Origin of the sequence: Enterococcus sp. DIV1224, assembly GCF_050555455.1 — a bacterium.
Taxonomy (GTDB): domain Bacteria; phylum Bacillota; class Bacilli; order Lactobacillales; family Enterococcaceae; genus Enterococcus_B; species Enterococcus_B lactis.
Genome location: NZ_CP187859.1, coordinates 291,675 through 317,369 on the forward strand (window position 1 = coordinate 291,675; position 25,695 = coordinate 317,369).

General features: G+C 38.0%; 22 protein-coding genes. 17 read left to right on the plus strand and 5 right to left on the minus strand.

Annotation, left to right across the window (positions count from 1 at the left end):
- The first annotated feature begins 151 nt into the window (after positions 1–151).
- The 10 genes from truA to IGK53_RS01435 all read left to right on the plus strand — a co-directional run bounded on the left by truA (position 152) and on the right by IGK53_RS01435 (position 9,838).
- Positions 152–895 (plus strand): tRNA pseudouridine(38-40) synthase TruA, encoded by a 744-nt coding sequence (truA, locus tag IGK53_RS01390; protein ID WP_430604903.1) that lies wholly within the window; start codon positions 152–154, stop codon positions 893–895.
- 234 nt (positions 896–1,129) lie between these two features.
- Positions 1,130–1,933 carry a peptide-methionine (S)-S-oxide reductase MsrA gene (msrA, locus tag IGK53_RS01395; RefSeq protein WP_002329668.1) on the plus strand — a complete coding sequence of 268 codons (804 nt, stop codon included), beginning with the start codon at positions 1,130–1,132 and terminating at the stop codon, positions 1,931–1,933.
- Between the two features lie 139 nt (positions 1,934–2,072).
- On the plus strand, positions 2,073–3,029 hold the full coding sequence (locus IGK53_RS01400; protein ID WP_002348342.1) for an aldo/keto reductase: 957 nt from the start codon (positions 2,073–2,075) through the stop codon (positions 3,027–3,029).
- A gap of 276 nt (positions 3,030–3,305) precedes the next feature.
- Complete coding sequence (locus tag IGK53_RS01405) at positions 3,306–4,004, plus strand: FadR/GntR family transcriptional regulator (protein ID WP_002316012.1); 699 nt, start codon at positions 3,306–3,308, stop codon at positions 4,002–4,004.
- Positions 4,005–4,152: 148 nt separating this feature from the next.
- Positions 4,153–5,469: a PTS sugar transporter subunit IIC gene (locus IGK53_RS01410; protein WP_025479010.1), complete on the plus strand. Its 1,317-nt coding sequence runs from the start codon at positions 4,153–4,155 to the stop codon at positions 5,467–5,469.
- Between the two features lie 16 nt (positions 5,470–5,485).
- Positions 5,486–6,901 (plus strand): glycoside hydrolase family 1 protein, encoded by a 1,416-nt coding sequence (locus tag IGK53_RS01415; protein WP_002329666.1) that lies wholly within the window; start codon positions 5,486–5,488, stop codon positions 6,899–6,901.
- Positions 6,902–7,212: 311 nt separating this feature from the next.
- Positions 7,213–7,533: a PTS sugar transporter subunit IIB gene (locus tag IGK53_RS01420; protein WP_002292494.1), complete on the plus strand. Its 321-nt coding sequence runs from the start codon at positions 7,213–7,215 to the stop codon at positions 7,531–7,533.
- Between the two features lie 24 nt (positions 7,534–7,557).
- Positions 7,558–7,875 carry a PTS lactose/cellobiose transporter subunit IIA gene (locus IGK53_RS01425; RefSeq protein WP_430604904.1) on the plus strand — a complete coding sequence of 106 codons (318 nt, stop codon included), beginning with the start codon at positions 7,558–7,560 and terminating at the stop codon, positions 7,873–7,875.
- 28 nt (positions 7,876–7,903) lie between these two features.
- Entirely contained in the window at positions 7,904–9,157 is a 1,254-nt protein-coding gene (locus IGK53_RS01430) for a PTS sugar transporter subunit IIC (protein ID WP_002329665.1), read from the plus strand.
- Positions 9,158–9,379: 222 nt separating this feature from the next.
- Positions 9,380–9,838: a GNAT family N-acetyltransferase gene (locus IGK53_RS01435; RefSeq protein ID WP_002292498.1), complete on the plus strand. Its 459-nt coding sequence runs from the start codon at positions 9,380–9,382 to the stop codon at positions 9,836–9,838.
- Between the two features lie 136 nt (positions 9,839–9,974).
- Here IGK53_RS01435 and IGK53_RS01440 read toward each other — a convergent pair whose 3' ends face one another.
- A complete protein-coding gene (locus IGK53_RS01440) occupies positions 9,975–10,289 on the minus strand; it encodes a YrhK family protein (protein ID WP_002292499.1) in 315 nt (104 codons plus the stop codon).
- A 30-nt stretch (positions 10,290–10,319) separates the two neighbouring features.
- Complete coding sequence (locus IGK53_RS01445) at positions 10,320–11,453, minus strand: alcohol dehydrogenase catalytic domain-containing protein (protein ID WP_002329664.1); 1,134 nt, start codon at positions 11,451–11,453, stop codon at positions 10,320–10,322.
- 290 nt (positions 11,454–11,743) lie between these two features.
- On the opposite strand from IGK53_RS01445, the gene IGK53_RS01450 reads away from it, so the two are divergent.
- Complete coding sequence (locus IGK53_RS01450; RefSeq protein WP_002329663.1) at positions 11,744–12,616, plus strand: hypothetical protein; 873 nt, start codon at positions 11,744–11,746, stop codon at positions 12,614–12,616.
- A 398-nt stretch (positions 12,617–13,014) separates the two neighbouring features.
- Here IGK53_RS01450 and IGK53_RS01455 read toward each other — a convergent pair whose 3' ends face one another.
- Entirely contained in the window at positions 13,015–14,709 is a 1,695-nt protein-coding gene (locus IGK53_RS01455) for an oleate hydratase (RefSeq protein WP_002292503.1), read from the minus strand.
- A 56-nt stretch (positions 14,710–14,765) separates the two neighbouring features.
- Positions 14,766–14,894, minus strand: coding sequence for a hypothetical protein (locus tag IGK53_RS01460; protein ID WP_002287569.1), 129 nt, complete (start codon positions 14,892–14,894; stop codon positions 14,766–14,768).
- Positions 14,895–15,326: 432 nt separating this feature from the next.
- On the opposite strand from IGK53_RS01460, the gene IGK53_RS01465 reads away from it, so the two are divergent.
- Together IGK53_RS01465 and IGK53_RS01470 are read left to right on the plus strand one after the other, a co-directional pair.
- Complete coding sequence (locus IGK53_RS01465) at positions 15,327–15,692, plus strand: DUF1622 domain-containing protein (protein ID WP_002316003.1); 366 nt, start codon at positions 15,327–15,329, stop codon at positions 15,690–15,692.
- Positions 15,689–16,054 carry a DUF1622 domain-containing protein gene (locus IGK53_RS01470; protein ID WP_002292507.1) on the plus strand — a complete coding sequence of 122 codons (366 nt, stop codon included), beginning with the start codon at positions 15,689–15,691 and terminating at the stop codon, positions 16,052–16,054. Before IGK53_RS01465 ends, IGK53_RS01470 begins: the two co-directional genes overlap by 4 nt.
- Positions 16,055–16,214: 160 nt before the next feature.
- Here IGK53_RS01470 and IGK53_RS01475 read toward each other — a convergent pair whose 3' ends face one another.
- Positions 16,215–17,642 (minus strand): helix-turn-helix domain-containing protein, encoded by a 1,428-nt coding sequence (locus tag IGK53_RS01475; protein WP_002329662.1) that lies wholly within the window; start codon positions 17,640–17,642, stop codon positions 16,215–16,217.
- A 469-nt stretch (positions 17,643–18,111) separates the two neighbouring features.
- On the opposite strand from IGK53_RS01475, the gene tdc reads away from it, so the two are divergent.
- The 4 genes from tdc to IGK53_RS01495 all read left to right on the plus strand — a co-directional run bounded on the left by tdc (position 18,112) and on the right by IGK53_RS01495 (position 25,694).
- On the plus strand, positions 18,112–19,947 hold the full coding sequence (gene tdc / locus IGK53_RS01480; protein ID WP_002329661.1) for a tyrosine decarboxylase: 1,836 nt from the start codon (positions 18,112–18,114) through the stop codon (positions 19,945–19,947).
- Positions 19,948–20,253: 306 nt separating this feature from the next.
- Complete coding sequence (locus IGK53_RS01485) at positions 20,254–21,732, plus strand: amino acid permease (protein ID WP_002329660.1); 1,479 nt, start codon at positions 20,254–20,256, stop codon at positions 21,730–21,732.
- Entirely contained in the window at positions 21,698–23,029 is a 1,332-nt protein-coding gene (locus IGK53_RS01490) for an amino acid permease (protein ID WP_430604907.1), read from the plus strand. The genes IGK53_RS01485 and IGK53_RS01490 overlap by 35 nt, the downstream gene beginning before the upstream one ends.
- Before the next feature lie 112 nt (positions 23,030–23,141).
- A complete protein-coding gene (locus IGK53_RS01495) occupies positions 23,142–25,694 on the plus strand; it encodes an HAD-IC family P-type ATPase (protein WP_002329658.1) in 2,553 nt (850 codons plus the stop codon).
- Position 25,695 lies beyond the last annotated feature (1 nt).

Below are 25,695 nucleotides of genomic sequence, written 5' to 3' on the forward strand. Positions count from 1 at the left end.
TAGACAATGAGAATTAGGAAAACTAGCATTATTTTAAAATGAGTATCTGAAAATCAAGGAGACATCAATAGTTTGCAAGCTACGCTATTTAGATTATGTTATACTCATGAAGCAAATAAATTGTAACTGACCATAAAGGAGTTAAATAAATATGAGAAACATCAAGTTGACGATCGAATATGACGGAAAAAGATATTCAGGCTGGCAAAGACTTGGAGATGACGATAAAACCATCCAAGGGAAAATCGAAAAAGTGTTGCATCAGATGACAAATGAAAAGATAGAAATTATTGGATCAGGAAGAACAGACGCCGGCACGCATGCGCGAGGACAAGTGGCAAATTTCAAAACAAACACAGAAATTGGACTGGCAGAAATGATCGACTTTATGAATCGCTATCTTCCGCGAGATATTGTCATCAAAAGAATCGAAGAGATGCCTGAGCGCTTCCATGCAAGATATAATGCGGTGGGCAAAAAATACAGCTATTATGTTTGGAACAACGTGATTCCTTCAGCATTTGAACGAAATCACAGCTTTTATTTTCCTCAAGAGTTGGATATGGATAAGCTGAATGCAGCTTGCGAAAAATTGATGGGTACACATGATTTCATTGGTTTTTCTGCATTGAAAAAATCAAAAAAATCTACAGTACGCACGATTGATGAATTAGCTATCGAACGTAAGGGAGAAATGCTTCATTTTACCTTTGTCGGAGACGGATTTCTATATAAAATGGTGCGAATCATCATGGGAACATTACTAGAAATCGGTACAGGTGCCATGCCGATAGAAACAATCGATGAAATATTCGAAAGGAAAGTGCGGCAACATGCAGGAGAAACCGTCCCTGCACAAGGTCTGTTTTTGGATGAAGTTTATTATCGTTCATAAAAAAAGAATCATCTTTACTCGACTTCTGAGAACTGGAGAACATCCCTTTTTTCAGAGGTCGTTTTTTAGTTAAACCAAACCATAGAGTATACTTTTTAAGATAAAGATCATCTTATATCATCTGAAGCCGCTTATCTTCTTTGAATAGATACGATTCAATCGCTTATTTCCTCACTTTATGATAAATTACAGCTAAAGTCACTAGCTTGTCTTCTTCGGAAAGGAGGAGAGTCTATGGATAAGGAACAAGTATTCATTCAAACACTTTATAATCTGATTTTAAATCCGAATACACGAGATTGGGAACGAAAAGTATTGATCCAGACAAAGAATGACATAAGAGAGAATACATCCGCTAAAGAACAGTTATCAAAACTAGAAGCAACACTACGTCCATTAGCTATCCGAATTAATCTGACGCCTGACGTAATGGACTTTTATTTATTGCTTACGGAAGGATTTGACACGCAGCAAAAATATGACTTTTCCAAGCATGCTATGCAAGATGCTGACTATCAAGAACGTGCAGTATTTGCAGGGGGATGTTTCTGGTGCATGGTCGAGCCGTTTGAATCGAAAAAAGGGATCCTATCCGTTTTGTCAGGATACACGGGCGGACATGTTGAAAAACCAAATTATGATCAAGTAAGTGGTGGTTACACAGGCCATGTGGAAGCTGTGGAGATCATTTATGATACGAGAGAGATAAGTTATAGCGATTTGTTGACAATCTATTGGCAAATAACTGATCCCACAGATGCCTTTGGACAATTTCAAGATAGAGGGAAGCAGTACCGTCCGGTGATTTTTTATCAAGACGAACGTCAGAAAAAATTAGCGGAGCAATCGAAACAGGAACTAGTCAGTTCAGGAACGTTCCACCAACCAATCGTCACAAAAATTGAACCAGCTGGTACGTTTTGGCCAGCAGAAAATTATCATCAGCAATTTTACAAAAAACAACCGAAACGCTATAAAAAAATTCAGCAAGCACGTAAACAATTTCTGATCTATCAACGAATAAAAAACAAATGGTAAAAAAATACAAGAAAAAATCATTTTGACTAACTCCTTTTCTTTAAAATGTAGTAAACTAAAACCAGAACGAAAGAAAGCGTTTTAAAAATGGTAAGGAGGAGAAAACTTGTATATTGCAGATAGTGCACGTTATGAAAAAATGGAATATCGTAAATCCGGTCATTCAGGTTTGAAATTACCGATTTTATCTCTCGGATTATGGCAAAATTTTGGTGATTATGATCCTATCCATAACCAAAGAGAGATTTTAAGAGGTGCATTCGACATGGGAATTACCCATTTCGACCTTGCGAATAATTATGGAGGCCCTGCTGGAGCTGCAGAGAAAAACTTCGGGCGTATTTTTAGAGAAGATTTTCAAGCCTACCGTGATGAACTGATTATTTCTAGCAAAGCAGGTTATCATATGTGGGAAGGTCCATACGGAGAATGGGGCTCTCGTAAATCTATCATTTCAAGTTGTGATCAGAGTCTCCAAAGAATGGGGCTAGATTATGTCGACATCTTCTATCATCATCGTCCAGACCCTGATACACCTTTGGAAGAAACAGCAGAAGCATTGATGCAACTTGTAAGACAAGGAAAAGCATTATATATTGGTATATCCAACTATAATGGAGAAGATACCAAAAAAATGACTGAAATTTTAAAAAGAAAAGAAGCACCGTTCATTATTCATCAGATGCGCTACAATATGTTTTCTCGTGAACTACTAGAAGACGACTTATCTCCAGTATTAGAAGAAGAAGGTCTAGGAGCAATCACGTTCAGCCCGCTTGCCCAAGGTTTGCTGACAAATCGTTATCTGCATGGGATTCCTGAAGATTCTAGAGCACATCGTAAGGAAATACCATTCCTTTCAGAAGAACAAGTTGGATCAACTCTGGAAAAAATCAAAGCACTGCAGACAATCGCCGTATCACGAGGGCAATCATTAGCGCAAATGGCTCTTGCATGGAATTTGCGACAAAAATCTGTTACGAGTGTACTGGTTGGAGCAAGTCGGTTAAGTCAGTTACAAGAAAGTGTTCGAATGATGGATAATTTAGATTTCTCACCAGAAGAAGAATTGAAGATCGACCAAATTCTAGAATAGAAATGATGTAATCAAACTTTTTATCCATCTATCAAAAAATGTCATCAAGAAACGAATGAAGCTCATCTATTATTGAACATCATACGTTTTGTCGTTCAAAATAAAAATGATCGAAGGCTAGGAGTGAATTTTATCCTAGTCTTTTTTTATGGTAAATAGCTTCGTTTGTATATCCATGAACGGATGAATCAATTTTTTATACAAAAAATCATCAGATGATTCAAACGTGTTATAATAATTACGAAAAAATCATCAGATGAAAAGGAGGTATGTGGTTTGGAAGAAAATAAAACCCTAGTAGAAGTAACCACGGACAAGATCCTTAGATATTTAAAGGAAAAGCAGTTGCAAGTAGGAGATAAATTGCCGAATGAATATGAGTTGTCCGATTATTTAGAGGTGGGACGCAGCACGGTGCGAGAAGCTGTCCGAGCGCTTGCTTCTAGGAATATTCTTGAAGTTCGGCAAGGGGCGGGGACATTTGTCAGTGATAAGCGAGGGATTGCTAATGATCCACTCGGTTTTTCTTTGATTGAAGATCAGGACCGGATGATACGAGACTTGTTTGAGCTGAGATATTTACTGGAGCCAAAGATGGCAGGGTTAGCGGCGGAATATGCAACGAAAAATCAAATCAGCCGAATGAAAAGCTTAACGCAAAAGATTGAAACGTCTTTTCGAGAAGGTACACAAGATCATGTTCAATTAGACATCGATTTTCATACGACGATTGCAGAAGCTAGCGGAAACGTAGCGTTACTGCATATCATTCCAATCATTAATGAATCGATTGCTTTATTTAACAAAAATTATGATATCCAGCATTTGAAAATCGAGACGATCGATATCCACACAGAAATCGTTCAGGCTATTGAGAGGCGGAATGTACTTGCGGCATTTGATGCGATGACTGTCCATATGGCAACAAATCGGAGAGAATTACAGAAAATAATTGGGAAGAAAGAAACTAATTGACAGTTCATCTGATGTATTTTATGATAAATACATCAGATGAATTTTTGTTTTATATTTGGTAAAACGGACAAGCAAATAGTTTTTATTCACCGAAATGTAAGCGCTGACTAACAGGCAAAAAGAGATGACGCAAGGAGAAGAAGCAGGAATGAGGGGATCTGGAATGAGTTTTATGGATAAATTAGCCAATGTTTTAGGGAACGTGGCAACGAGAATCAATAATTTAAGGTATATCATGGTGATAAAAAACGCATTTGCTGCATTGATTCCGGTAATTATTACGGGTGCTTTTGGCACGTTGTTTTCAGCAATGGTCTTTGATTCGGAAAATGGGTTAGCACAGATAAGTTTTTTGCGTTTTTTAGAAGAATTAAAACCTATCGCATCTGCCATCAGCTATGTCACACTAAGTTTCTTGACCATCTATGCTGTTTTTCTGATAGGAATCGAATTATCAAAGCTGAATAAAGTGGAGGGTGTATTCCCTGGTATCATCGCAGTGATGTCTTATTTATCTGTTAATCCAACTGTTTATGAATTAGTGAATGAAAATCAGACTGTTATAGTAGAAAACGTATTGGCTAAACAATATACAGATACGAAAGGGTTATTTTTGGGAATGTTGGTCTCCATCCTTTCCATTGAACTTTATTGCTGGTTGAGGAAACAGAAGAAACTACAGCTGAGAATGCCGGATACCGTGCCAACGAATGTTTCTGCCAGTTTTTCTGCGTTATTTCCCACGATTCTGACAGTATCAGGTATCGCGGCTGCGGGGTTTATCATCAAAGAACTTACAGGGATGTACCTTTATGATATCATTTACAATGTCGTACAACGCCCATTAGAAGGTGTCGTTCAAGGGCTACCAGGTATTTTGTTATTGATGTTCATTGCGCAAGTCTTTTGGGTGATTGGTATCCATGGAAATCAAATGGTGAAGCCAATTCGAGAACCGTTGCTTTTAGCGGCAATTGCTGTAAATACGGAAGCTTTTGAAGCTGGAAAAGAAGTACCAAACATTATCACTATGCCATTTTGGGATATGTATATGAGTATGGGCGGGTCTGGGGTCACGATAGGTCTACTGATAGCAGTATTGCTAGTGGGAAAGCGAGAAGATATGAAACAAATCACCAAGTTATCTCTTGCTCCTGGGATCTTCAACATCAATGAACCAGTTATTTTTGGTATGCCGATCATGCTGAATCCTATTTTAGCTATCCCGTTTATCTTAACGCCGCTTGTTACAGGAACGATTGGTTATTTTGCAACCGCTTTAGGATTTGCGGCAAAAGCAGTTGTAATGGTTCCTTGGCCGATGCCGCCGATCGTCAATGCTTATCTGGCCACAGCAGGAAATATCGGTGCAGTTATTACGCAACTTGTTTGTATTGTTGTTTCTATTTTGATCTATCTGCCATTCGTAAAAGTAGCAAATCGTGTGGAAAATGATGGGATCTAAAAAACAGGAGGAAATCATGAAAATTACTATTCCAGAAAATTTTATTCTTGGTGCAGCATCTTCTGCTTGGCAAACGGAAGGTTGGAAAGGAAAAAAAGAAGGACAGGATTCGTTTATAGATAGCTGGTATAAAAATGAATATTTTGTTTGGCATAATGGGTATGGTCCAGCCGTAGCAACTAATTTTATGGAGCAGTACCAACAGGATGTAGATTTGATGAAATCCATCCATCTGACACATTATCGGACTTCTATCAATTGGGCTCGTTTTTTCACTGATTACGAGAATTGTATAGTAGATGAAGAATATGCTCAGCATATAAGTGAAATGATCGACTCTTTGATCGAAGCAGACGTAGAACCGATGATTTGTTTAGAACACTACGAAGTCCCTGCTTTTCTTTTGGAAAAATATGATGGCTGGTCTTCAAGAAAAGTGGTTGATTTTTATGCTAAGTACGCAAAGATTGCTTTTGATCGTTACGGTGACAGGGTAAAAAACTGGTTTACATTCAACGAACCAATCGTTCCCCAAACGCGTTGCTATTTGGATGCTGTTCGCTGGCCGCATGAACAAAACACAAAAAAATGGATGATGTGGAATTATCACAAAGTATTAGCAACGGCTAAAGCTGTAGAAATTTACCATAGTGGCAATTATGGCGGAAGGATTGGCTGTATTTTAAATCCTGAGATGGTCTATGCTCGTTCCAGTTCTCCAGAAGACCAAAAAGCTGCTTATATGTATGATCTGTTTTATAATCGAGTATTTTTTGATCCGATGGTAAAAGGGTACTACACAGAAGAGTTCCTAGAGTTGTGTCGAAAACAATCGATTTATTTCGATCCTGCAACAGAGGATTTAGAAACGATTCAGCATCATACAATAGATTTCCTTGGGATCAATCAATATTACCCTAAACGCGTTCGTGCTCCTCGTTACCAATGGAATGAAGAGACACCTTTCCATCCAGAACGATATTATGAAGTCTTTGATTTACCTGGAAAGAAAATGAACAATTCTAGAGGGTGGGAGATCTATCCAAAAATCATGTACGATATAGCCATGTATCTAAAAGAAAATTATCATAATATCCCTTGGCTGATAACAGAAAATGGTATGGGAAGAGAACATGAAGAACAGTACATGGATGAGAAAGGGATCGTGCAAGATGACTATCGTATCGAATTTATTGGACAGCATTTGCGTTATTTGATCAAAGCAGCAGAAGAAGGTGCAAATTGCGAAGGTTATATGCTATGGGCATTCACTGACTGTGTTTCACCAATGAATGCATTTAAGAATCGATATGGATTAGTTCGAATCGAATTGAACGATGAACGGAGCAGAATATTGAAAAAGTCCGCTTCCTGGTATCAGTCTCTGATTGATAAGAGAGAATTAAGCTTGCCTAATGAAGCCTATAAATAACTAGAAGTTTTTCGAAGATATTGATTGTATTTGCTGGTTATTTGGAATAAAGGAGGTTGTGAAAGTAGCATTTTGACCTCTTATTCAAAAAAGTTGTGACAAAAGACTTGTCATAACTTTTTTGTGCACGTTAAAAGAAATAAATACAATAAAAAAGAATTTGTGTGTTTAGTGTGCGCTTTCTTTTTTAGTGTGTATGCAACTTGGTATAGACCATAAACGTGATATTATCAACTTTTTAAAGCGCTTTTAAAGTTGGCACACTACTTGCTTTATATACAAGTGTAAGAATAGAAAGGAACGTGTTTAAAATGGAAAAGAGAACAATCATGCTTGTATGTTCAGCGGGAATGAGTACAAGCCTCCTAGTCACAAAAATGCAAAAAGCAGCAGAAGCAAAAGGAATGGAAGCAGATATCTTTGCTGTCTCTGCCTCAGATGCAGATAATCAACTAGAATCTAAAAATGTAGACGTTTTACTTTTAGGTCCGCAAGTACGTTTTATGCAAAATCAATTTGCTGAAAAGCTAGCACCTAAAGGCATTCCTCTAGATGTGATCAATATGGCTGACTATGGCATGATGAATGGTGAAAAAGTACTCGACCAAGCAGAAAAACTAATAAACAAATAATAAAAATATCGGAGGAAACAAGAAATGGAAGATCAAAAAAATCTAGAAGCCATTATGGGTCTGATCATGTTTGGCGGAAATGCAAAAAGCGATGCAATGGAAGCGATTGCTTCTGCGAAAAAAGGAGATTTCACTTTAGCAGATGAAAAAATCAAAGATGCAGAGGAATCTTTAGTCCAAGCACATCACTCTCAAACAGAGATGCTGACGCAAGAAGCACAAGGAAACCACGTTGAAGTAACACTTTTGACGGTTCACAGTCAAGATCACCTGATGACATCTATTGCTTTTACAGATTTAGCAAAAGAGATCATTGATCTGTATCGTCGGTTGGACGCGTAATTCACAGTAAAGAAAAGAGGGAAGATTTATGGATAAATTTGTTGCATTTATGGAGAAACATTTTATACCTGTCGCATCAAAAATTGGTGCACAACGGCATTTAGTTGCGATTCGGGATTCATTTATGGTGAGTATGCCGTTAATGATTTTAGGAGCATTAGCAGTAATGATCAATAACTTACCGATTCCCGGATTCCAAGAATTGATGAATTCAATTTTTGGCGGTGAATCATGGAAAGGATTCGGGGCTGCAGCTTGGAACGGCACATTTGCCATTCTTTCTGTCTTGATTGCTTTCTTACTTGCGTATCATTTAGCTAACGGCTACCGAAAAGACGGTGTTTCCGCAGGTGTGATTTCTTTAGGCTCTTTCTTTGCTTTAGGCGGAGCATTAGGTATGAGCTCAAACGGTTTGTTTATTGCTATTATTGTTGGGATTATTTCAACAGAAATCTTTGTACGTTTAAGCGGAAATGAAAAATTGATCATCAAAATGCCTGATGGTGTGCCACCAGCAGTTGCGAAAGCATTTGCTTCATTACTGCCAGCAATGATCACTATCTCTGCCTTTGCTTTAGTTGCTGCAATTTTTGCTGCATTTGGGGTTGATGATATCGTAGGTTCGTTCTATACAGTGGTCCAAGAACCATTTATGGGACTTGCGAACTCTTATCCATCTGCATTATTGCTTGCATTTATCACACCATTCTTATGGTTCTTTGGTTTACACGGGGCGAATATGGTCGATCCTTTGATGCAAACGATCAATGCGCCGGCAATCGAAGCAAATGTCAATGCGATCGCAGCTGGACATAGCGCACCATTTATCGTGAACAAACCTTTCTTCGACAGCTTTGTCAATTTAGGAGGAACAGGTGCAACATTAGGTTTACTGTTAGCTATTTATTTAGTAGGACGTAAAAACAAACCGTATATGGTTGTAACAAACTTGTCGATTGCGCCAGGTGTTTTCAATATCAATGAACCAACGATGTTTGGTTTACCGATCGTATTGAATCCAATCATGTTCATTCCATTTATTTTGACACCAATGGTCTTAGTTAGTGTTGCGTACTTTGCGACTTCTACAAGTTTAGTGCCAGCAGCTACTGTTATGCCACCATGGGTAACACCACCAGTTATTGGCGGTGTATTGGCAACGAAGAGTATTGCAGGTGGTGTACTGGCCGCTGTCAATCTGATCCTTTCTATTTTGATCTATCTGCCGTTCGTCAAGGTAGCTACGATCCAAGAAAGAAGAAAAGAAGCTTTGGATGCTTAATGAAAAAAGAAAGCAGAACCGGTTATCTGGTTCTGTTTTTTTTATGGAAATAAGTAATTTAAAACTTAGGATCGAATAATGAATGAGAAAATCGAGGTATATTTGTCTTGAAATTTGTGTATAAATAAAAAATCCCATTCATTCAAAAAAATCGAGCGATTGGAAAGCTATTTGAAATACAAGGTGCTATAATAGACCAAATATGAATGGGAGAGAGTACAAATGGAGAGAAGAACAGTCATAAAATTGCGGGATCGACCGACATTGATAAAAGAAACAGCCGAATGGTTTGCTTCAAAATGGCATCTGCCAGTTGCTGTTTATGAAGAAAGTATCCAAGCAAGCACGAGAAAAAACACATCGGTTCCGCAATGGTATGTGGTGTTGAATGAATGGGGAGAGATTATTGCAGGTGCAGGTGTTGTTGACAATGATTTTCATGATCGAGTAGATTTGACTCCGAATGTCTGTGCGCTGTTTGTTGAAAAAGACTACCGAAACCAACGGATTGCCAAAATGATTTTAGAAACGATCAAGCAAGACTTTGCAGAAATGGGCGTAAAGGTGCTTTACCTTGTGACGGATCATACGGATTTTTATGAAAAATACAATTGGCAGTTTATCGGGATGGCTCAGGATAATGAAGGAATTCCTGTGCGAGTGTACCAAATGACGCTGTAAGAGTAGATACATGAAACAGCATAGACGTGAGTATATAGAGAAGGAAACCGAAAAATTGTTCTATACTTAGAAATTTTTCGAATCGCAGTATGCGAAATATGCACAACACAAGAATAACAAAAAAGCATGGAGAAGGCTAAACTGCCTTCCCATGCTTTTTCCTTGTTCTTTTCTCGTCGTAAATGAAAATGTTCCTAACGATTCTGAGAATAGGACGAATCGTCAAGAAAACAGCACCAGCCAAATAAAAATAGGTGCCATATCGATCGGGGATTTTAGTTAAGGAAGCAAGGCTTCCAAAAATATAGAAAATCCCGGTTAATAAGTCTACAGCTAGTGAGATCAATGTGTAACGGTTTTGGAAATAGAAGCGGAAGCGACGTCCTCGTATTTCGATATCTTCTTCTTTTCCTATTTCGATCTCATGGGTATTTCGTTTGATTTTGGGCATAAAGAAAATCACCTGTATTTTTTACTGATTTCAAGGTTTCAAAACAACTTTTATATTTTTATCTTCTTTTTTGTCAAAGATCTCATATGCTTGTGCTGCTTCTTCCAGTGGTAGCGAATGAGTAATGATTTGTGTAGGATCAAATAGTCCTGCTGCAATCATTTCGTAGATTTTCGGCATCAGATGGATAATTGGTGCCTGTCCATGCTTGACCGCAATATCTCGCATGAAAAACTCTTGAAGCGGGTAAGAAGAAGCTGGCGTCATATACACACCAGTTACTTGGACGGTTCCGAATTTTTTGACAGCTTGCGAAGCCATCTGTAATGGAGAAATCGTGCCGCTTTGTAGGCTCACCAAATTTTTTGCTTTTTCTTTTACAGGTTCTAACCCATCCATTCCTACACAATCGATGATGACATCGGCACCACCTTTAGCCAACTCATACAATTCCGTTCCAGCTTGTGCTGTGTCTTCTAAGAAATAAGTTTCCACGCCGTTGTAATTAGCCGCTTTATCTAAACGATGTTGTACTGGATCCACTGCAATCACGCGCTCTGCTCCAGCCATTACAGCGAATTTTTGAGCAAATAGACCGACTGGACCAGATCCTAGAATCACAACTGTATCGCCTTTTTTTACGCCTGCATTTTCAACGCTCCAATAAGCTGTAGGCAAAATATCTGATAAAAACAAAACTTTTTCATCAGGAAGATTATTATCTGGAACGACAAATGAAGTAGAGTCCGCATAAGGCACTCTTAGGTATTCTGCTTGCCCACCCCAATGATTGCCATTCAACTTGCCAAAACCGAAAAGCCCGCCATATAACTGATCTGGATTTGATTCATCACATTGGCTTTCCATGTGATTCAGGCAGAAATGACAATGACCACAACTGATATTAAAAGGGATAACCACTCGTTGCCCTTTTTTCAATGTTTGAACTTGTGATCCTACTTCTTCAACGATTCCCATAGGTTCGTGACCTACAACATACCCTTTTTCCAAAACTGCTTCACCATGATGGTAAAGATGCAGATCGGATCCGCAAATGGCGGTTGCTGTGATACGGATGATTGCGTCTGTTGGTTCTAATATTCTTGGATCATCTACGTTTCTGATTTCCATTTTTTGTTTTCCTTGCCAAGTGACTGCTTTCATTGGAGATGCTCCTTTCAGATTCACAAAATTGTCTGCATTATTGGTACTACAGATAGTTTCATTCTAAAGGAGTTCTTATCTTTTTGATAATGAAACGCTTTTTTCTCAACATAAAAATCCTCAAAAAAGCAAGAGTTCCAAAAATTTTTTTTATTAGAAAAAGAAGGAGTGTGCCTTCATTGTATCCTTACGTACAGTAAAGTATAGTTGAACTATTGAATCATTTTAACTATTTAAATAATAACCAACCATCATTCGTTTCAGTGAAAAAACAAATACGAGGAGGCGTAATGAAACAAATTCAAAATAAATGGAATAAACGGATCATTGTTATGATTAGTTCTGTCTGCCTGTTTTGCCTGACTGTTATGCTTTGTTTAATAAGCACCTTGGCAAATCAACATTTTATGTTAGAGCAAAACATGCAATCGGGCTATGCGAAAAAAGTAGCTGCTGAGATCAATCGAGAGATCCAAAGCTATCATTATGAAATCGGAGCTCCGGCTGAAGCATTGGAAAAGATTGTTTCTGAAGAACTAGTACAAAAAAATATCGAGCTTTTCATCCGCAACAGATATGAAAAAGAACCAGCAGAGCTGATCGGAGAAAAAGAAGTAGAAGAAAAGCTCCAAGAGATAATCAATACATACAAACAAGAAGAAGCAGAGGATGATCCATTTGCTAGTGAAGAAAACAATTTACTCATCTATATGACTTCTGGGATTTTTCGACGAGGAATACAATCAATTTATTTGATGTCGTTCATCGATCAGATATTGACGATACGAGAGCGAATGGTTTCTTTTCTTCCAGTGATCAGTAGTATCTTACTTGTATTGCTGAGCGGAGTGTTTTACTTATACAGAATGTCTTGGAAAAAAGTTCTTTGGTCATTTGCAGTGGTGATTGGAGGTGCAGGCTTCCAATTATTAAGTCTGTCAGTCAGTCTCTATTTGTACGATATGACCAGTCAGTTAGATATTCGAACCCAAGCACTGCAACATTTGTTAGACACATATATTTTGTCATTCATCCAATTTTTTAGTGTAGTAGCAATCGTTGAAGTAGCGATAGCAGCTGGATTATGGTGGATTGGCAAGAGAGTGAATACTGAAAAAAGGTTTTTTCAAAAAGAAACGAATATAAATAATAAGAGGTTGTGACGTGAAATCTGTCACAACCTCTTGTTATGAATAAACGGTGTTATCCTACCAACTCCTCAGTCACAAGTCACAATATTCATAAAACATAGGAAGCTATTTTTTGAAATTGCTTCTTGTGACTCAGAGCTAAACGGTAGGTTCACAACCTCTTGGTAAACGGTGTTCAAAAGCCAGTTTCTCGGTATTAAGCCAAATTTATGTAAAAATGTGAGGAACCATTTTCACAAAATTTTTCTTAATACTCGAAACTAAACGACTTTTTCACAACCTCTTGATAAACGGTGTTCAAAAGCTTGCATCTGCGATAATAAGTCCAACCAAGTCAAAAACATAAGTAGCTGTTTTTGCTTGGCTGTTCTTATTACTTGATGCAAGGCAGCTTTTTCACAACCTCTTGATTATTCAAACATTTTTTTTGCGGCACGAGCTAGAGTAGGGATGTCTTTGTCGTAACGCGGTGTTTTGACAAGACGGGACATAGGGATGCCCGCAAAATGGAAAGCAGCGATTTCTCCAGAACGTACAGCACTTTGTTCAGTAAAGATCATCTGATAAGGCTGCTCAACAAATTCTCCTGTAAAGGCCAGATTGGTTGAATGCTTAGGAATGACTTTTGGTCGATCACTTTTTGCACGGTTATTAAATAATGCAGAAGCATAAGGCATATAGACAGGGATATTATTTATTACGCTGTCGAAAATCTCTGTTTCTTTTTCCCGAATATTCACTGGACCAGGATCTACTTTTGAAAGTTGTCCGATCAGTTCTTCCAACATTTCTTTTCCGTTCATCTTAATATACTGTTTATCCACAAATTCGCCACGTCGTCTTGGATAAAGGAAATAACCCCAAATAACTGTTTCATTTGGTTTTTGAGACGTAAAATGCGGTTGATGATGCACGACGATAGACATATTGACATCTTTTTGGCCTAATGGCGTGATCGGTGTAGTTGAAATAAATGAATTCAAGGCATTTCCTGGTTCTTGAGTCGTGATACGGGTGATTTCATTCAATAACAGGTGGTTTTTCGTCGTCAGAGTAAAGCTGACCCATTCGCTCGCATCTCGATCCGCGAAAAATTTGTCGGGATTTCCTAAGTTATAGAAACGTTCGCTGGCTTTTTTCCAGAGACTAGAAGCTGCACCATAATCCATATTTTCTACAGCTGGTGTTTCGTAATCTCCCAAAGTAGCTGAATCTGTAATGGAACCATTCGTGAAAATGACCGCTGTATCTTCATCTACCGTGACATGTTCCTCTTCCTGAGTCAATGTATTAGTCATTTTCAAACCAGTGACAGTGATTTCATCTTGCATCGGTGTATCTTTGAATTCCCAGTCAGTGACACGGCGGTTCAAAATGATTTTGCATCCTTGTTCTTTCAAGTACTCGATCAAAGGAAGCATGATACTTTCGTACTGATTGTAACGTGTTCGATTGACGCCCACTAAATGCTCGATTTGAGTGAATTCATAAATCATTTGATGCATATAGCGACGCAATTCTTGAGCAGAACTACGTGTTCTGAAAGCAAATGTTGTTTCCCACATAAACCAGAAGTTTGTTTCAAAAAAGTGTGGATCATCTTTGAAATATTCTTCGATAGTGATATTGTCTAGTTTTTCTTCTTCTGAATCAGGCATGGCAATCAGTTTAGTCAGAAGAATACGGTCCTTGTTGTTGAAGCCCAGTTTTCCGCCGTCAATGATCCCTTTACCACCTTCCATCAAACGTGCTTTGTCAAAGGTACGGTGTTTTGCATCAAAATCTCTCGTATCTTCTTCAGCAGTCATTCCTGGCTCAGTAACAGAAGGTATTCGACTTAATAGATCCATCAAATCTACATAGGTACGGTAATTAAGCATGCGACCGCCTCGAGCAATATAGCCTTTTTGGTTTTCTAATGGATGATTTTTATTCCAATATTCATCCACTACAGTGTCGGTAGGTGCACCATCATTTGAACCGTGATCATCCAATGAATAAAAGGTGATCTGATCCCCTTTCCATTTGCCTTCTTGAATCAAATAAACAGCCGCTGCCATATTGGCAATACCGGCACCAATCATTATTGCTTTACTTTTTCTCATTGTGATTCCTCCAATGTCTTCCAAGTATGTCCGTAGTGATTCAACGAAATAGGATGCTAGATGGATTCAAATTCATCATATAAATGACTGTCATCTTCGAATAGCCCTGTTTTTTTTCCTAGATATGCAGCGCCAAGGGCAAGCAAACCTAGACCGATGCCGACTTTGATTAATTTTTTACTCATGAAAAACGCCTCCTTGTTTTCTCTTTCTATATCCAAGGATAGTTCGTTTTTATGAGAATGCCAAATGATAGGGTGAGAAGAAAAAGGAAATTTTGACAAAAAAGAAGAAGTGTCTGATTTTCCTGAAATTAGTAATAGGGTAGTAAAGAAGAAAAGATTTGAGGAGATGTATGGTTCTATTTTTAGAAATTTGGGTACAAAAAAGCGCGAGACAGTGCCACTTTGAAAAGCTGATGACGGACAAAGCCTTATTTTAACTTTCTATGTTGTTTTGGATACTTCCATGATTTATGGATGGAGAAGAATGAGAAAGGGAAGAAGAGGATTTTAGGCAAAGTGTGATCAATAAAACAACTTTTAAATAGACGAACAAGGTCTCTTTCTTTTACAATAAAAGAATAGGAACAAATTAAAAGAAAGTAGGTAGCTTATATGTTTCACTCAAATTTGATTGAATTTCTAGAATGGATCATTGCTATTTTAAATATTTGTTCTATCGGTATCTTAGTTGCTGGGATCGTTCTTGTTCTATTCAAACTTTTTGATTGGTCTCATGTCAAGAAAAATTATGCAGAACGTAATACTCGTAATGCAGATACAAGAAAACTGTTAGCAAGTTATATTTTGTTAAGCTTGGAAGTGCTAGTCGTTGCTGATATCATCGAGTCAGTTATCAAGCCGACTTGGACAGATATTTTGAAGCTTGCACTTATTATTATCATTCGAACAGTCATTTCTTATTTCTTGAATCAGGAAATAGAAGACAAAGAGAAACAAAGAAGAGGAGAGATAGGATGACGACAGAGTTGATGCAGTTTCTTCTTCCATATTTTGAAAAACTTGTACTGGGACTTGATATTTTTGCTATCTGTTTATTGATTTGGGGCGTTTGTCTGTCGATTAAGGATTTCTTGAAATACTTATTTGTCCATACAGAAGCGAAAAACGACCGAGTCAGCGAGAACAATGCTATTAAAAAGATGTTAGGAGGTTATATACTCCTAAGTTTAGAAATTCTTGTTTCGGCTGGGATCATCGAATCGATTATCAAACCTACTTTGCAGGATATTTTCCAGCTAGCTGCATTGGTAGTTATCCGAACGATCATTTCTTATTTTTTAAATAAAGAAATCGGACCAGTAGACGTCCCAAATAAGTGAGGTTACGAGCCCGCCGTTTATCGAGAGGTTGTTAAGAAGTGGGCAGAATCAAGGAATAAGAAGAAATTTACGAAAATTTCGGCTTATTTCCGAAGAAGTTGCTTCTGGAATATTGTTTACTCAGAATAAGAGGCTGTGACATGATGTTTATCACAGCCTCTTATTTATTTTGCACAGCTGAAACGATTGCTCGTTCTATCGTATTGATTGAAATAGGAATAATATTCTCATATTGGACTGCATCCGGTGTATATAATGTACGTTCACATAACACTCGGTTCGAGGGTTGCTGTGCATACTTCTTTATATCAGATATACTTGCATAGATTGTTGGTGCAACTTGAAAATCGAAAGTAGTTACAGCTTCCAAGGCTTCCCGATAAATCAGATAATGAACATCCGAATTTGTGACGATATAAATAGTCAGACGTTCTTTTGTCAGACGGAGAATTCCACTCAATTCGATGACAAAAGCTCGCATGCAATTAGGATTAAACCGTAAATCATAAGGTAGCCGTTTGGTCCAACTGGAAAAAAGTGTTTGGACGTCTTTATATAAATTTGCCTGTTCCTCATTTAGAAGATAAAATTTTTCCGGCATGAATAATTGATAGTTATCCCAAGCCGAACGCATCAAATGAATCAGCGCACGTTCAAATGGCTGATTCCCGAATAATTCTTGATGGAAATGAGTTTCAAAGGTAGCAACTAGTTCTTTTATTTCGGGAGTATTATCAATAAACACTTGGTGTAGCTGTTGAAAATCTTCCGCAATCAACTGATAAGAATGGAAACCATAATTACAAAGATTGAACAGTGTCAAAATAAAGACAAATTCTTCTTTTTTATAATATGTTTGGAAATCAGTGGTTTCCCATGCTGACTCGACATAATTGTAAATAGGACGTTTTTTGATTTCTTCGATAAATGTTGGATCTATTGTCACCGTACACAACTGTTGGCGTAAGAAACTAATAGCAAAGCCAATCGATAAGATTTCTTTATTTTCTTTATCATAAAATCTACCGCTATTCTCCGTTACAGATTCAATGAAACGATCCGCACGTTCAAAAAATGATTCAGGTAGCTCCCAGGACTTAAAGCTGCCTAAACGATAAGCCACATTAAGAAGCAACAGACGTCTTTCCATTTCAGTGAATCGAGGGGAGTAGCGGTCGATTTCGATCCCACAATCATGAAAATAAGCCAATACTTGTTTTTTTAAGGAGTAAGCTTTGCTGACAGAGATGAATTCACACTCAGTTAATTGGAGATAATCAGGTTCATCTTCTTCCAAATAAAGCAGGCAAGTTTTTAAAAACAACGAATTTTGGGTCAATTGCTGCATGATCTTACATCGAGGTATATGTTCTGAAAAATATAAAGTGTAACAATCCTTTTCCCGATGTGTATAAACAATTTGTTCTTCAAATTCTTTTTTTATGTTATTGATATCATTGAGTAAAGTGGTTTTGCAAACATGTAGAAGATTGGAGAGCTTTTCTAGATTGACTTCTTTATTTACATAGAATTGTCCACATAAAAACAGCTGTCTCAAAATATTCTTCTCAATATATTCTTCAATCATGGTAAAGCCTCCATCTTGTATTTTTTTGCACAATATGGAAAATATTATGACATGTTTTCTTTTGGAAATCATCAATTAATTTCTGAAAAAGCCTGTAAATTCCGTTAATAAAAGATTTTTATGTTATAAAAATTGAAAAATAAATATTTTCATTAGAAAATAGATTGTGAATTTCTAACAAGCAAAAGGGATGCAAATACAGTTGATGAATGAATGATGGTCATTTAAGTTATTTGTTCGTTTTTTTTAGACTATCCATTTTAGAAGTCTGATTTATTAAAAAATTGTTCGTTTTTCCACGTTTAATTATCAGAAAAATCCGAATTTATTTATTTTTGTTTGAAATATTCTACGTGAATCTGATGTTATAAAAAAAATTTTCTCATTTTTGGCGCTATAGTGAAGAGGTGTTACAGATAAGCACATGTATCTGCGAGACATTGACCAACGAAATATGGAGGGAAGAAACATGAAAGATATGGATATCAAGGCCGTCTTTATAGGCGACAAAGCTGAAAATGGACCAGTTTACAAAATGTTGTTGAACAAGATGGTAGATGAACATCTTGGCTGGAGAGAAAATTATATTCCTTCAGATATGCCTGCAATTAGCGAAGGAGATAAGCTAACTCCAGATTATCTAGCCACCCGCGACCATATGATAGAAGTCTTGGATGAAGTCAGTCAGCGATTACGCGCAGGATCGATCCCCTGGCATTCAGCAGGCCGTTACTGGGGACAAATGAACGCTGAAACACTGATGCCTGCTTTATTAGCTTACAATTATGCGATGCTATGGAATCCCAATAACGTTGCACTAGAATCTTCTATGGCAACTTCGCAGATGGAAGCAGAAGTAGGACAGGATTTTGCCTCACTATTCAACATGGCAGACGGATGGGGACATATTACAGCAGATGGTTCTATTGCTAACCTTGAAGGATTATGGTACGCCCGTTGCATCAAATCGATTCCTTTAGCTGTCAAAGAAGTTCTGCCTGAAAAAGTGAAAAACATGTCTGAGTGGGCTCTTTTGAATATGTCTGTTGAAGAAATTTTGGAAATGACCGAAAGCTTTACGGATGCAGAGATGGATAAGGTCAAAGCAGCTTCTTCTCGTAGCGGAAAGAATATCCAAAGATTAGGGAAATGGCTGGTTCCTCAAACAAAACACTATTCTTGGATGAAGGCGTTAGATATTTGCGGAGTGGGCTTAGATCAGATGGTTGCTATACCAGTTCAAGAGGATTATCGAATGGATATCAACGCTTTGGAAAAAACAATTCGTGAATTAGCTGATCAAAAAATCCCGATTCTAGGTGTGGTTGCTGTCGTAGGAACAACAGAAGAAGGACAAGTAGACAGTGTAGATAAAATCATCCAGTTAAGAGAAAAGTTAAAAGATGAAGGTATCTATTTCTATTTACATGTTGACGCTGCATATGGCGGGTACGCGCGTTCACTGTTTTTAAACGAAGCAGGAGAATTTGTGCCGTATGCTTCCTTAGCTGAATTCTTTGAAGAGCATCATGTATTCCACCATTACGTAACGATCGACAAAGAGGTATATGAAGGATTCAGAGCTATTTCAGAAGCGGATTCTGTCACGATTGATCCGCATAAGATGGGCTATGTCCCTTATGCTGCTGGAGGAATCGTGATCAAACATAAAAATATGAGAAATATCATTTCTTATTTTGCACCATATGTGTTTGAAAAATCAGTCAAAGCACCAGATATGCTAGGTGCCTATATTTTAGAAGGATCAAAAGCTGGAGCGACGGCTGCTGCAGTCTGGACAGCTCATCGTGTATTGCCATTGAATGTGACCGGATATGGTCAATTGATTGGTGCTTCAATCGAAGCAGCTCAAAGGTTCAGAGAATTTTTAGGTCAATTACACTTTACTGTTAAAGGAAAAACAATTGAAGTCTATCCACTGAATCATCCTGATTTTAATATGGTCAATTGGGTATTTAAAGTACAAGATTGTGCAGATTTGAACGCTATCAATGAATTAAATGAAAAAATGTTCGATCGGTCTTCTTATATGGATGGCGATGTTTATGGTGAACGGTTTATTACTTCTCATACGACATTTACACAAGAAGATTATGGTGATTCTCCGATCCGTTTTATTGAAAGAATGGGTCTATCGAAAGAAGAATGGCAAAAAGAACAGCAAATCACTCTGCTACGTGCGGCTATCATGACTCCTTATTTGAATGATGATCGAATTTTCAATTTTTATACAAAAGAAATCGCGAAAGCAATGGAAAAGAAACTAAACGAAATCATCAAATAGAACTGATTTTTGTGTGAAAGAATAGCAAGAGACATATGGAGAACAGACAATTATTTGCCTCATCAAAACAGTTGTATTTCCCCCTGTTTTTCATATATTCCTCAGCAAGACATTCTTTTTTATAAATATTTCTATAGTTGGTTCGTTCGTTTCACGTATCAAACCCAGTTCACTAAGTTCGTTCAATGGATGTTTCGGTGATACTGGGTTTTGTACTGAATCGATGAAGCCTTGTCACTTTTGTTCTTGAACAAAAATAAAAGAAAACGAAAAACATGTCGCTATTGAAAGAAAGAAGGAATAAAGATGAAAGATGCTGGTTCATCAAAACAAATCACGACCATGACCTTTATCGGGATGACTTGTGCCCTTGTAGCAAGTGTACGAAATATTCCAGATGTGGCAGCAACGAGCTGGACGATGATTTTTTACATGCTGGTTGCCGTATTGTTATATGCCTTTCCGATCTCATTGATCTCTGGTGAATTTGCCGGAATGTTTCCTCAAAAAGGTGGTCCAGAACTTTGGGTATCGAATGCTCTAGGAAAAAAATGGGGATTCGTTGTCTCCTGGCTGTTATGGGTCCAAATGTTTCCAGGGATGGTGATGGTTGCTTCAGCACTCGCTCCGTTGTTTGGTAATATTATCGATAATGTGCCGCTTGGACTGAACAGCAAATTTACATTAGTTGTTATTTTAGTGGTTTATTGGATCATCACTTTTTTGAATTTAACATTCGACATGGCAAAAATCGGAGGAAAAATCGGTGTTTGGTTAGGTCTATATGTGCCTTTGACGATGATGCTCTTATTAGGGCTTGCTGCGTGGATCAAAGTTGGAATCGTACCAACCGGAACATTAGGCAATTTTTCATGGGACAAAGTAATACCAGATAGTACGACTGCATCCTCATTTGTTTATTTTGCGCCGATCATGTTTATTTTTACTGGCATCGAAATGTCCTCCGTGTATATCACTCGATTGAAGAATCCAGTGAAAACGTATATTCGCGGAGTATTTGCTGCGCTGATTTTTATATTTTTCGTCAATATTTTGAATGCTTTAGTTGTAGCAAATGTCGTACCAAAAGGTCAAATGGAATTGAATAATATCGCACAATCTATTTCGATTTATTGCCAAATTCTCGGTTTGCCGCATCTTATTGTGAATCTGTTTAGTTTGCTTGTCTTCATCGGTGTGGCAGTCCAATTATCTGCTTGGGCATCAGGACCTGCAAAGACAGTGACAGAAAGTGCTAGAAAAGGTGCGTATCCACCAAAATTCAATTTTTGGAAGACGAATCAATTTGACGTATCCAAATCCGTTATTTTGACTCAATCTGTCATTATCTCAATCTTTGCACTTTTTTATTTGCTGATTCCTGGCGTCAATCAAGCATTTTTGATGCTAGTTAATTCAACTACTGTTATCTATTGTATCGTCTATGTCATTATGGGGATCGCGGTTTTGAGATTACGTTATACACATGCAAAGTTGAACCGTCCATTCAGAATTGGAAAAAAAGAGAACAAAAGCAATCTTGGCGTCTGGGCGGTCGTTATTGTTTTATTTGCGGCCATCGGCTTTTCTGTTGGACTGACGATGAAAGCTGGAACATGGATCAATCTAATTGCAGTCACATCCATCAGTGTCATTTTGTTTGTAGTACCACTATGTATTGAAAAAATAAAGAAACCTTCTTGGGAACAGGAAGTCGCCATGCTGCTTGAAAAAGAAAAAGGTGAACTTGATGGAAAAACCGGCAATGAAACGGACTCTAACTAATCGAAATATCCAGTTAATCGCACTAGGTGGCGCAATTGGAACAGGATTATTCTTAGGTTCAGCAAAGGCAATTGCACTGGCAGGACCAGTTGTTATTCTCGTCTATTTGATATGCGGTGTGGCTATTTATGGCTTGATGCGGGCTATGGGTGATTTGTTTTTAGCAAATAGTAAATTTAACTCTATCAGTGATTTCATTGACTACTATTTGGGTGAAAAGTGGGCCTTTTTTGTCAATTGGACTTATTGGCTTTGCTGGCTTGGAGCTGGACTTGCGGAATTGACAGCAATAGGATTGTATATCCATTTCTGGTTTGTACATGTACCAGCTTTGATAAGCGGAGGTAGTGCATTAATGATCTTAATGGCAGTCAATCTTGTTGCCGTCAAATGGTTTGGCGAATTGGAATCTTTTTTCTCAATCATCAAGATTTTGGGGATTGTTCTTTTTATTTTATTGGGTATAGGATTGAGCGTTTCGGATTTTCATACCCAGTCTATCGGAATCAAAGCAAATTTTGAACAGCTCAATGAATTACTCCCGTTTGGCTTTGCTAGAATGATTGCTTCATTTCCTATGGTTTTATTCAGTTTTGCTGGAATTGAAATGATCGGATTAACAGTTGGTGAGACGAGTGACCCACAAAAGAATTTGAAAAATGCAATCAACTGTCTGCCTTGGCGTATCCTCTTTTTCTATGTAGGAACGATTCTGTCGATTTTATTCGTTGTTTCATGGTATTGTTTAGATTTAAAAGAAAGTCCTTTAGTCACTATGTTGCAAATGATCCATTGCCAAAGCGGGGCAGCAATCGTCAATCTGATGATTCTGGTTGCTTCTTTGTCTTCGGCAAATAGTGCGGTTTACAGTACTAGCAGGATCTTATATCAAACAGCAAAAGAAAAAAGTCTGCCCCCTTGGTTTTGTGCGCTTTCTAAGAAAGGCGTACCTTTACACGGTATTTTGATTACAGGAACGTTATTTCTTGCAGGCCTTTGTCTACATTTTTTTGTCGCTGATAGTCGATTGTTTTTTCAGCTTTTGGCAGGCATGACAACGAGTTGTTTTCTATTTGTGTGGTCTTCAATCTTATGTGCACATGTTCAATTTGTTAAAGAAAAGAAACGGAACACTATACCAAGATATAAAGACCTTGCTTTGTTGGTATTTTTTGCGGCCATTGCTTTCAGCTTGTTATTCGAAAGAACGACACGTTTTATTCCTTTTTTATTAGTTATCTGGTTTGTTCTCTTAAGTTTTGTATATAAAAGAATAAGCGATAGAAATACCAATTAAGACTAAATATATCCGGCAAAACGAATTATTTCAGACTTCTCTGAAATAATCGATACGCCTGAAAGATCTCCCTACGTATAATAAAAGTATCAATTAAGTAGGAGGGGATAGGATGAACTGGTATAAATTGACGGTAGAAGATACATTGAAAAACTATCAAACATCAACAGAAGGCTTGTCGCAAGAAGAACGGCAGAAACGCCTGACTGATCAAGGATATAATGAGATAGAAGCAAGACAGCAGACAAAACGATGGAAAAAAATAGTAAAGCACTTTACTGATCTGCTAATGATCGTGTTGATCATTGCCTCTTTTTTGAAATTTGCTTCGAACGAATACATCGAAGGAAGTATTATTTTATTCGTAGTGATCGTCAACGGACTCGTTAGTTATTGGCAAGAAAGAAAAGCAGAAGAATCGTTGAATGGTTTGAAGCAGCTGATGGGACAAGAAGCGATAGTACTATCGAACGGGATGCAAGTAAAAATCCCTGCGAAAGAACTAGTAAAAGGAGATGTCATTGTCTTACGTGCTGGAGACGTCGTTCCAGCAGATGTTCGGTTGATCGAAGTACATGATCTACTAGTGGAAGAATCGATTTTGACGGGAGAATCAGAAGCATCTGAGAAAAATCATACCGTTTTGGCAGCAGAAGAATCAATCGGTGACCAGAAAAATATGGCTTTTTCAGGAACACTTGTACAATCTGGTTCTGCAGTCGGTGTCGTTGTAGAAACAGGAAACACGACAGAAATCGGTAAAATCAATCAAGCACTGCAATCGGTCGAACAACAGACGACGCCTCTGATCAAGAAGATCAACCGATTGAACAAACAAATTTTTCAAGGCATACTTTGTTTGATCTTGTTCTTAGTTGTTTTTACAACATTCCGCTATGGCATGGATTGGTCTATCCTTCTTTCAGCTATGATCGCTTTGGTAGTGTCAATGGTACCCGAAGGATTGCCAGCTGTTTTGACCATGATCCTATCTGTCGGAGTAAATGAAATGGCAAAAGAAAAGGCAATCATCAAAGGACTGCCTTCTGTAGAAACATTAGGTTCTATGACAGTGATCTGTTCAGATAAGACAGGGACATTGACAAAAAATGAAATGACAGTTGTGGATATAGCAGCAAAGGAAGAAACTCGCGTACTGTCTATTATGAAAAATTGTCAGGAGTTAAAGACGAAAGAAGAACAGAAAACAGAAAATTTAAGTGGCAATCCGACAGAACTTGCACTGATTCGACACACCGAAACAGCCAATCTGCCTTTGAAAAAAATAGAAGCAAAGATTCCGTTCAGCTCTGAATACAAATATATGGCAACGATGCATACGGAGGGAAAAGGAGCGGTGATTTACGTCAAAGGTGCGCCAGAAGTATTATTGGCTAAATCAACTCTTTCTTCTTCAGAACAAGAAGCATGGGGTCAAACAGCCACAGCGTTTGCGAAAAAAGGTCAGCGTGTTTTAGGATTTGCTTACAAAAAAGTAGATTCGAAACAGGAACTCACGCATGAGACTTTAACCCAATTAACTTTTGCAGGGATTGCCGGGTTGATCGATCCGCCAAAAGAAAGTGCAGTCAAGGCTGTAAAGGAATGCCAACAAGCAGGGATCTCAGTGAAAATGATTACGGGGGATCATAAAGACACAGCAAAAGCGATTGCGGAACAAATTGGCTTAAAACATACTGCTAAAGTTTTAGAAGGGATCGATTTGGATCTTATGTCTGAAGAAGAGTTGATTCGACAAGTACCAAAAGTCGATGTCTTTGCTCGAACGACACCAGAACACAAACTGCGAATCGTGAAAGCTTTGCAGAAAAATGGAGAAATCGTCGGAATGACCGGAGACGGCGTAAATGATGCACCTGCTTTGAAAAGAGCCGATATAGGAATTGCGATGGGAATCAAAGGTAGTGAAGTAAGCAAACAGGCAGCTGATATGGTTTTAGGAGATGATAATTTCCATACGATCGCAAAAGCCGTAAAAGAAGGTCGGCGTATTTTGGATAACTTGCAAAAGACCATCAATTTCTTCTTACCAACTGCGTTAGCTCAAGGATTGATCTTGATTTGGGCGCTGATACTGAATCGGCCGCTACCTTTGTCCCCAGTACAGATTTTATGGGTCAATATGGTAACGACAATCACTTTATCTTATGCATTAGGGTTCGAGTCGCCAGATCCAGAAATCATGAAGCGTCCACCAAGAGATCCAAAGCAAGGAATCCTATCAGGTTATCACTTGTTTCGGATCATCTATGTCGCACTACTGATCATGGTTCCTGCCTATTTATTGGCTATGCAATTTGAAGGGCAAAGCTTACAGCAAACCATTCTTCTGCAAAATATCGTCTTAGCTCAAGCTGTTTACATGATCAATTGCAGAGAGTTGTCCAAGCCGTCGTTGAACCAAGGTCTTTTGCAAAACAAATCGCTTTTTCTTTCATTGGGTATCCTTGCTTTATTGCAGGGGATGGTTATTTTTCTGCCAATCGGCCAGCAGCTGATCGGTACAGTAAGTTTAACGATGACACAACAGTTATTGATTGGGGCAAATGTGATTCTTCTATTCTTAGTTGTAGAAATAGAAAAAGGGATCATGAATAAACTGTTTCGCAAAAAAGAAAAAACAGCTAGAGAATTCAGTCGCTAGC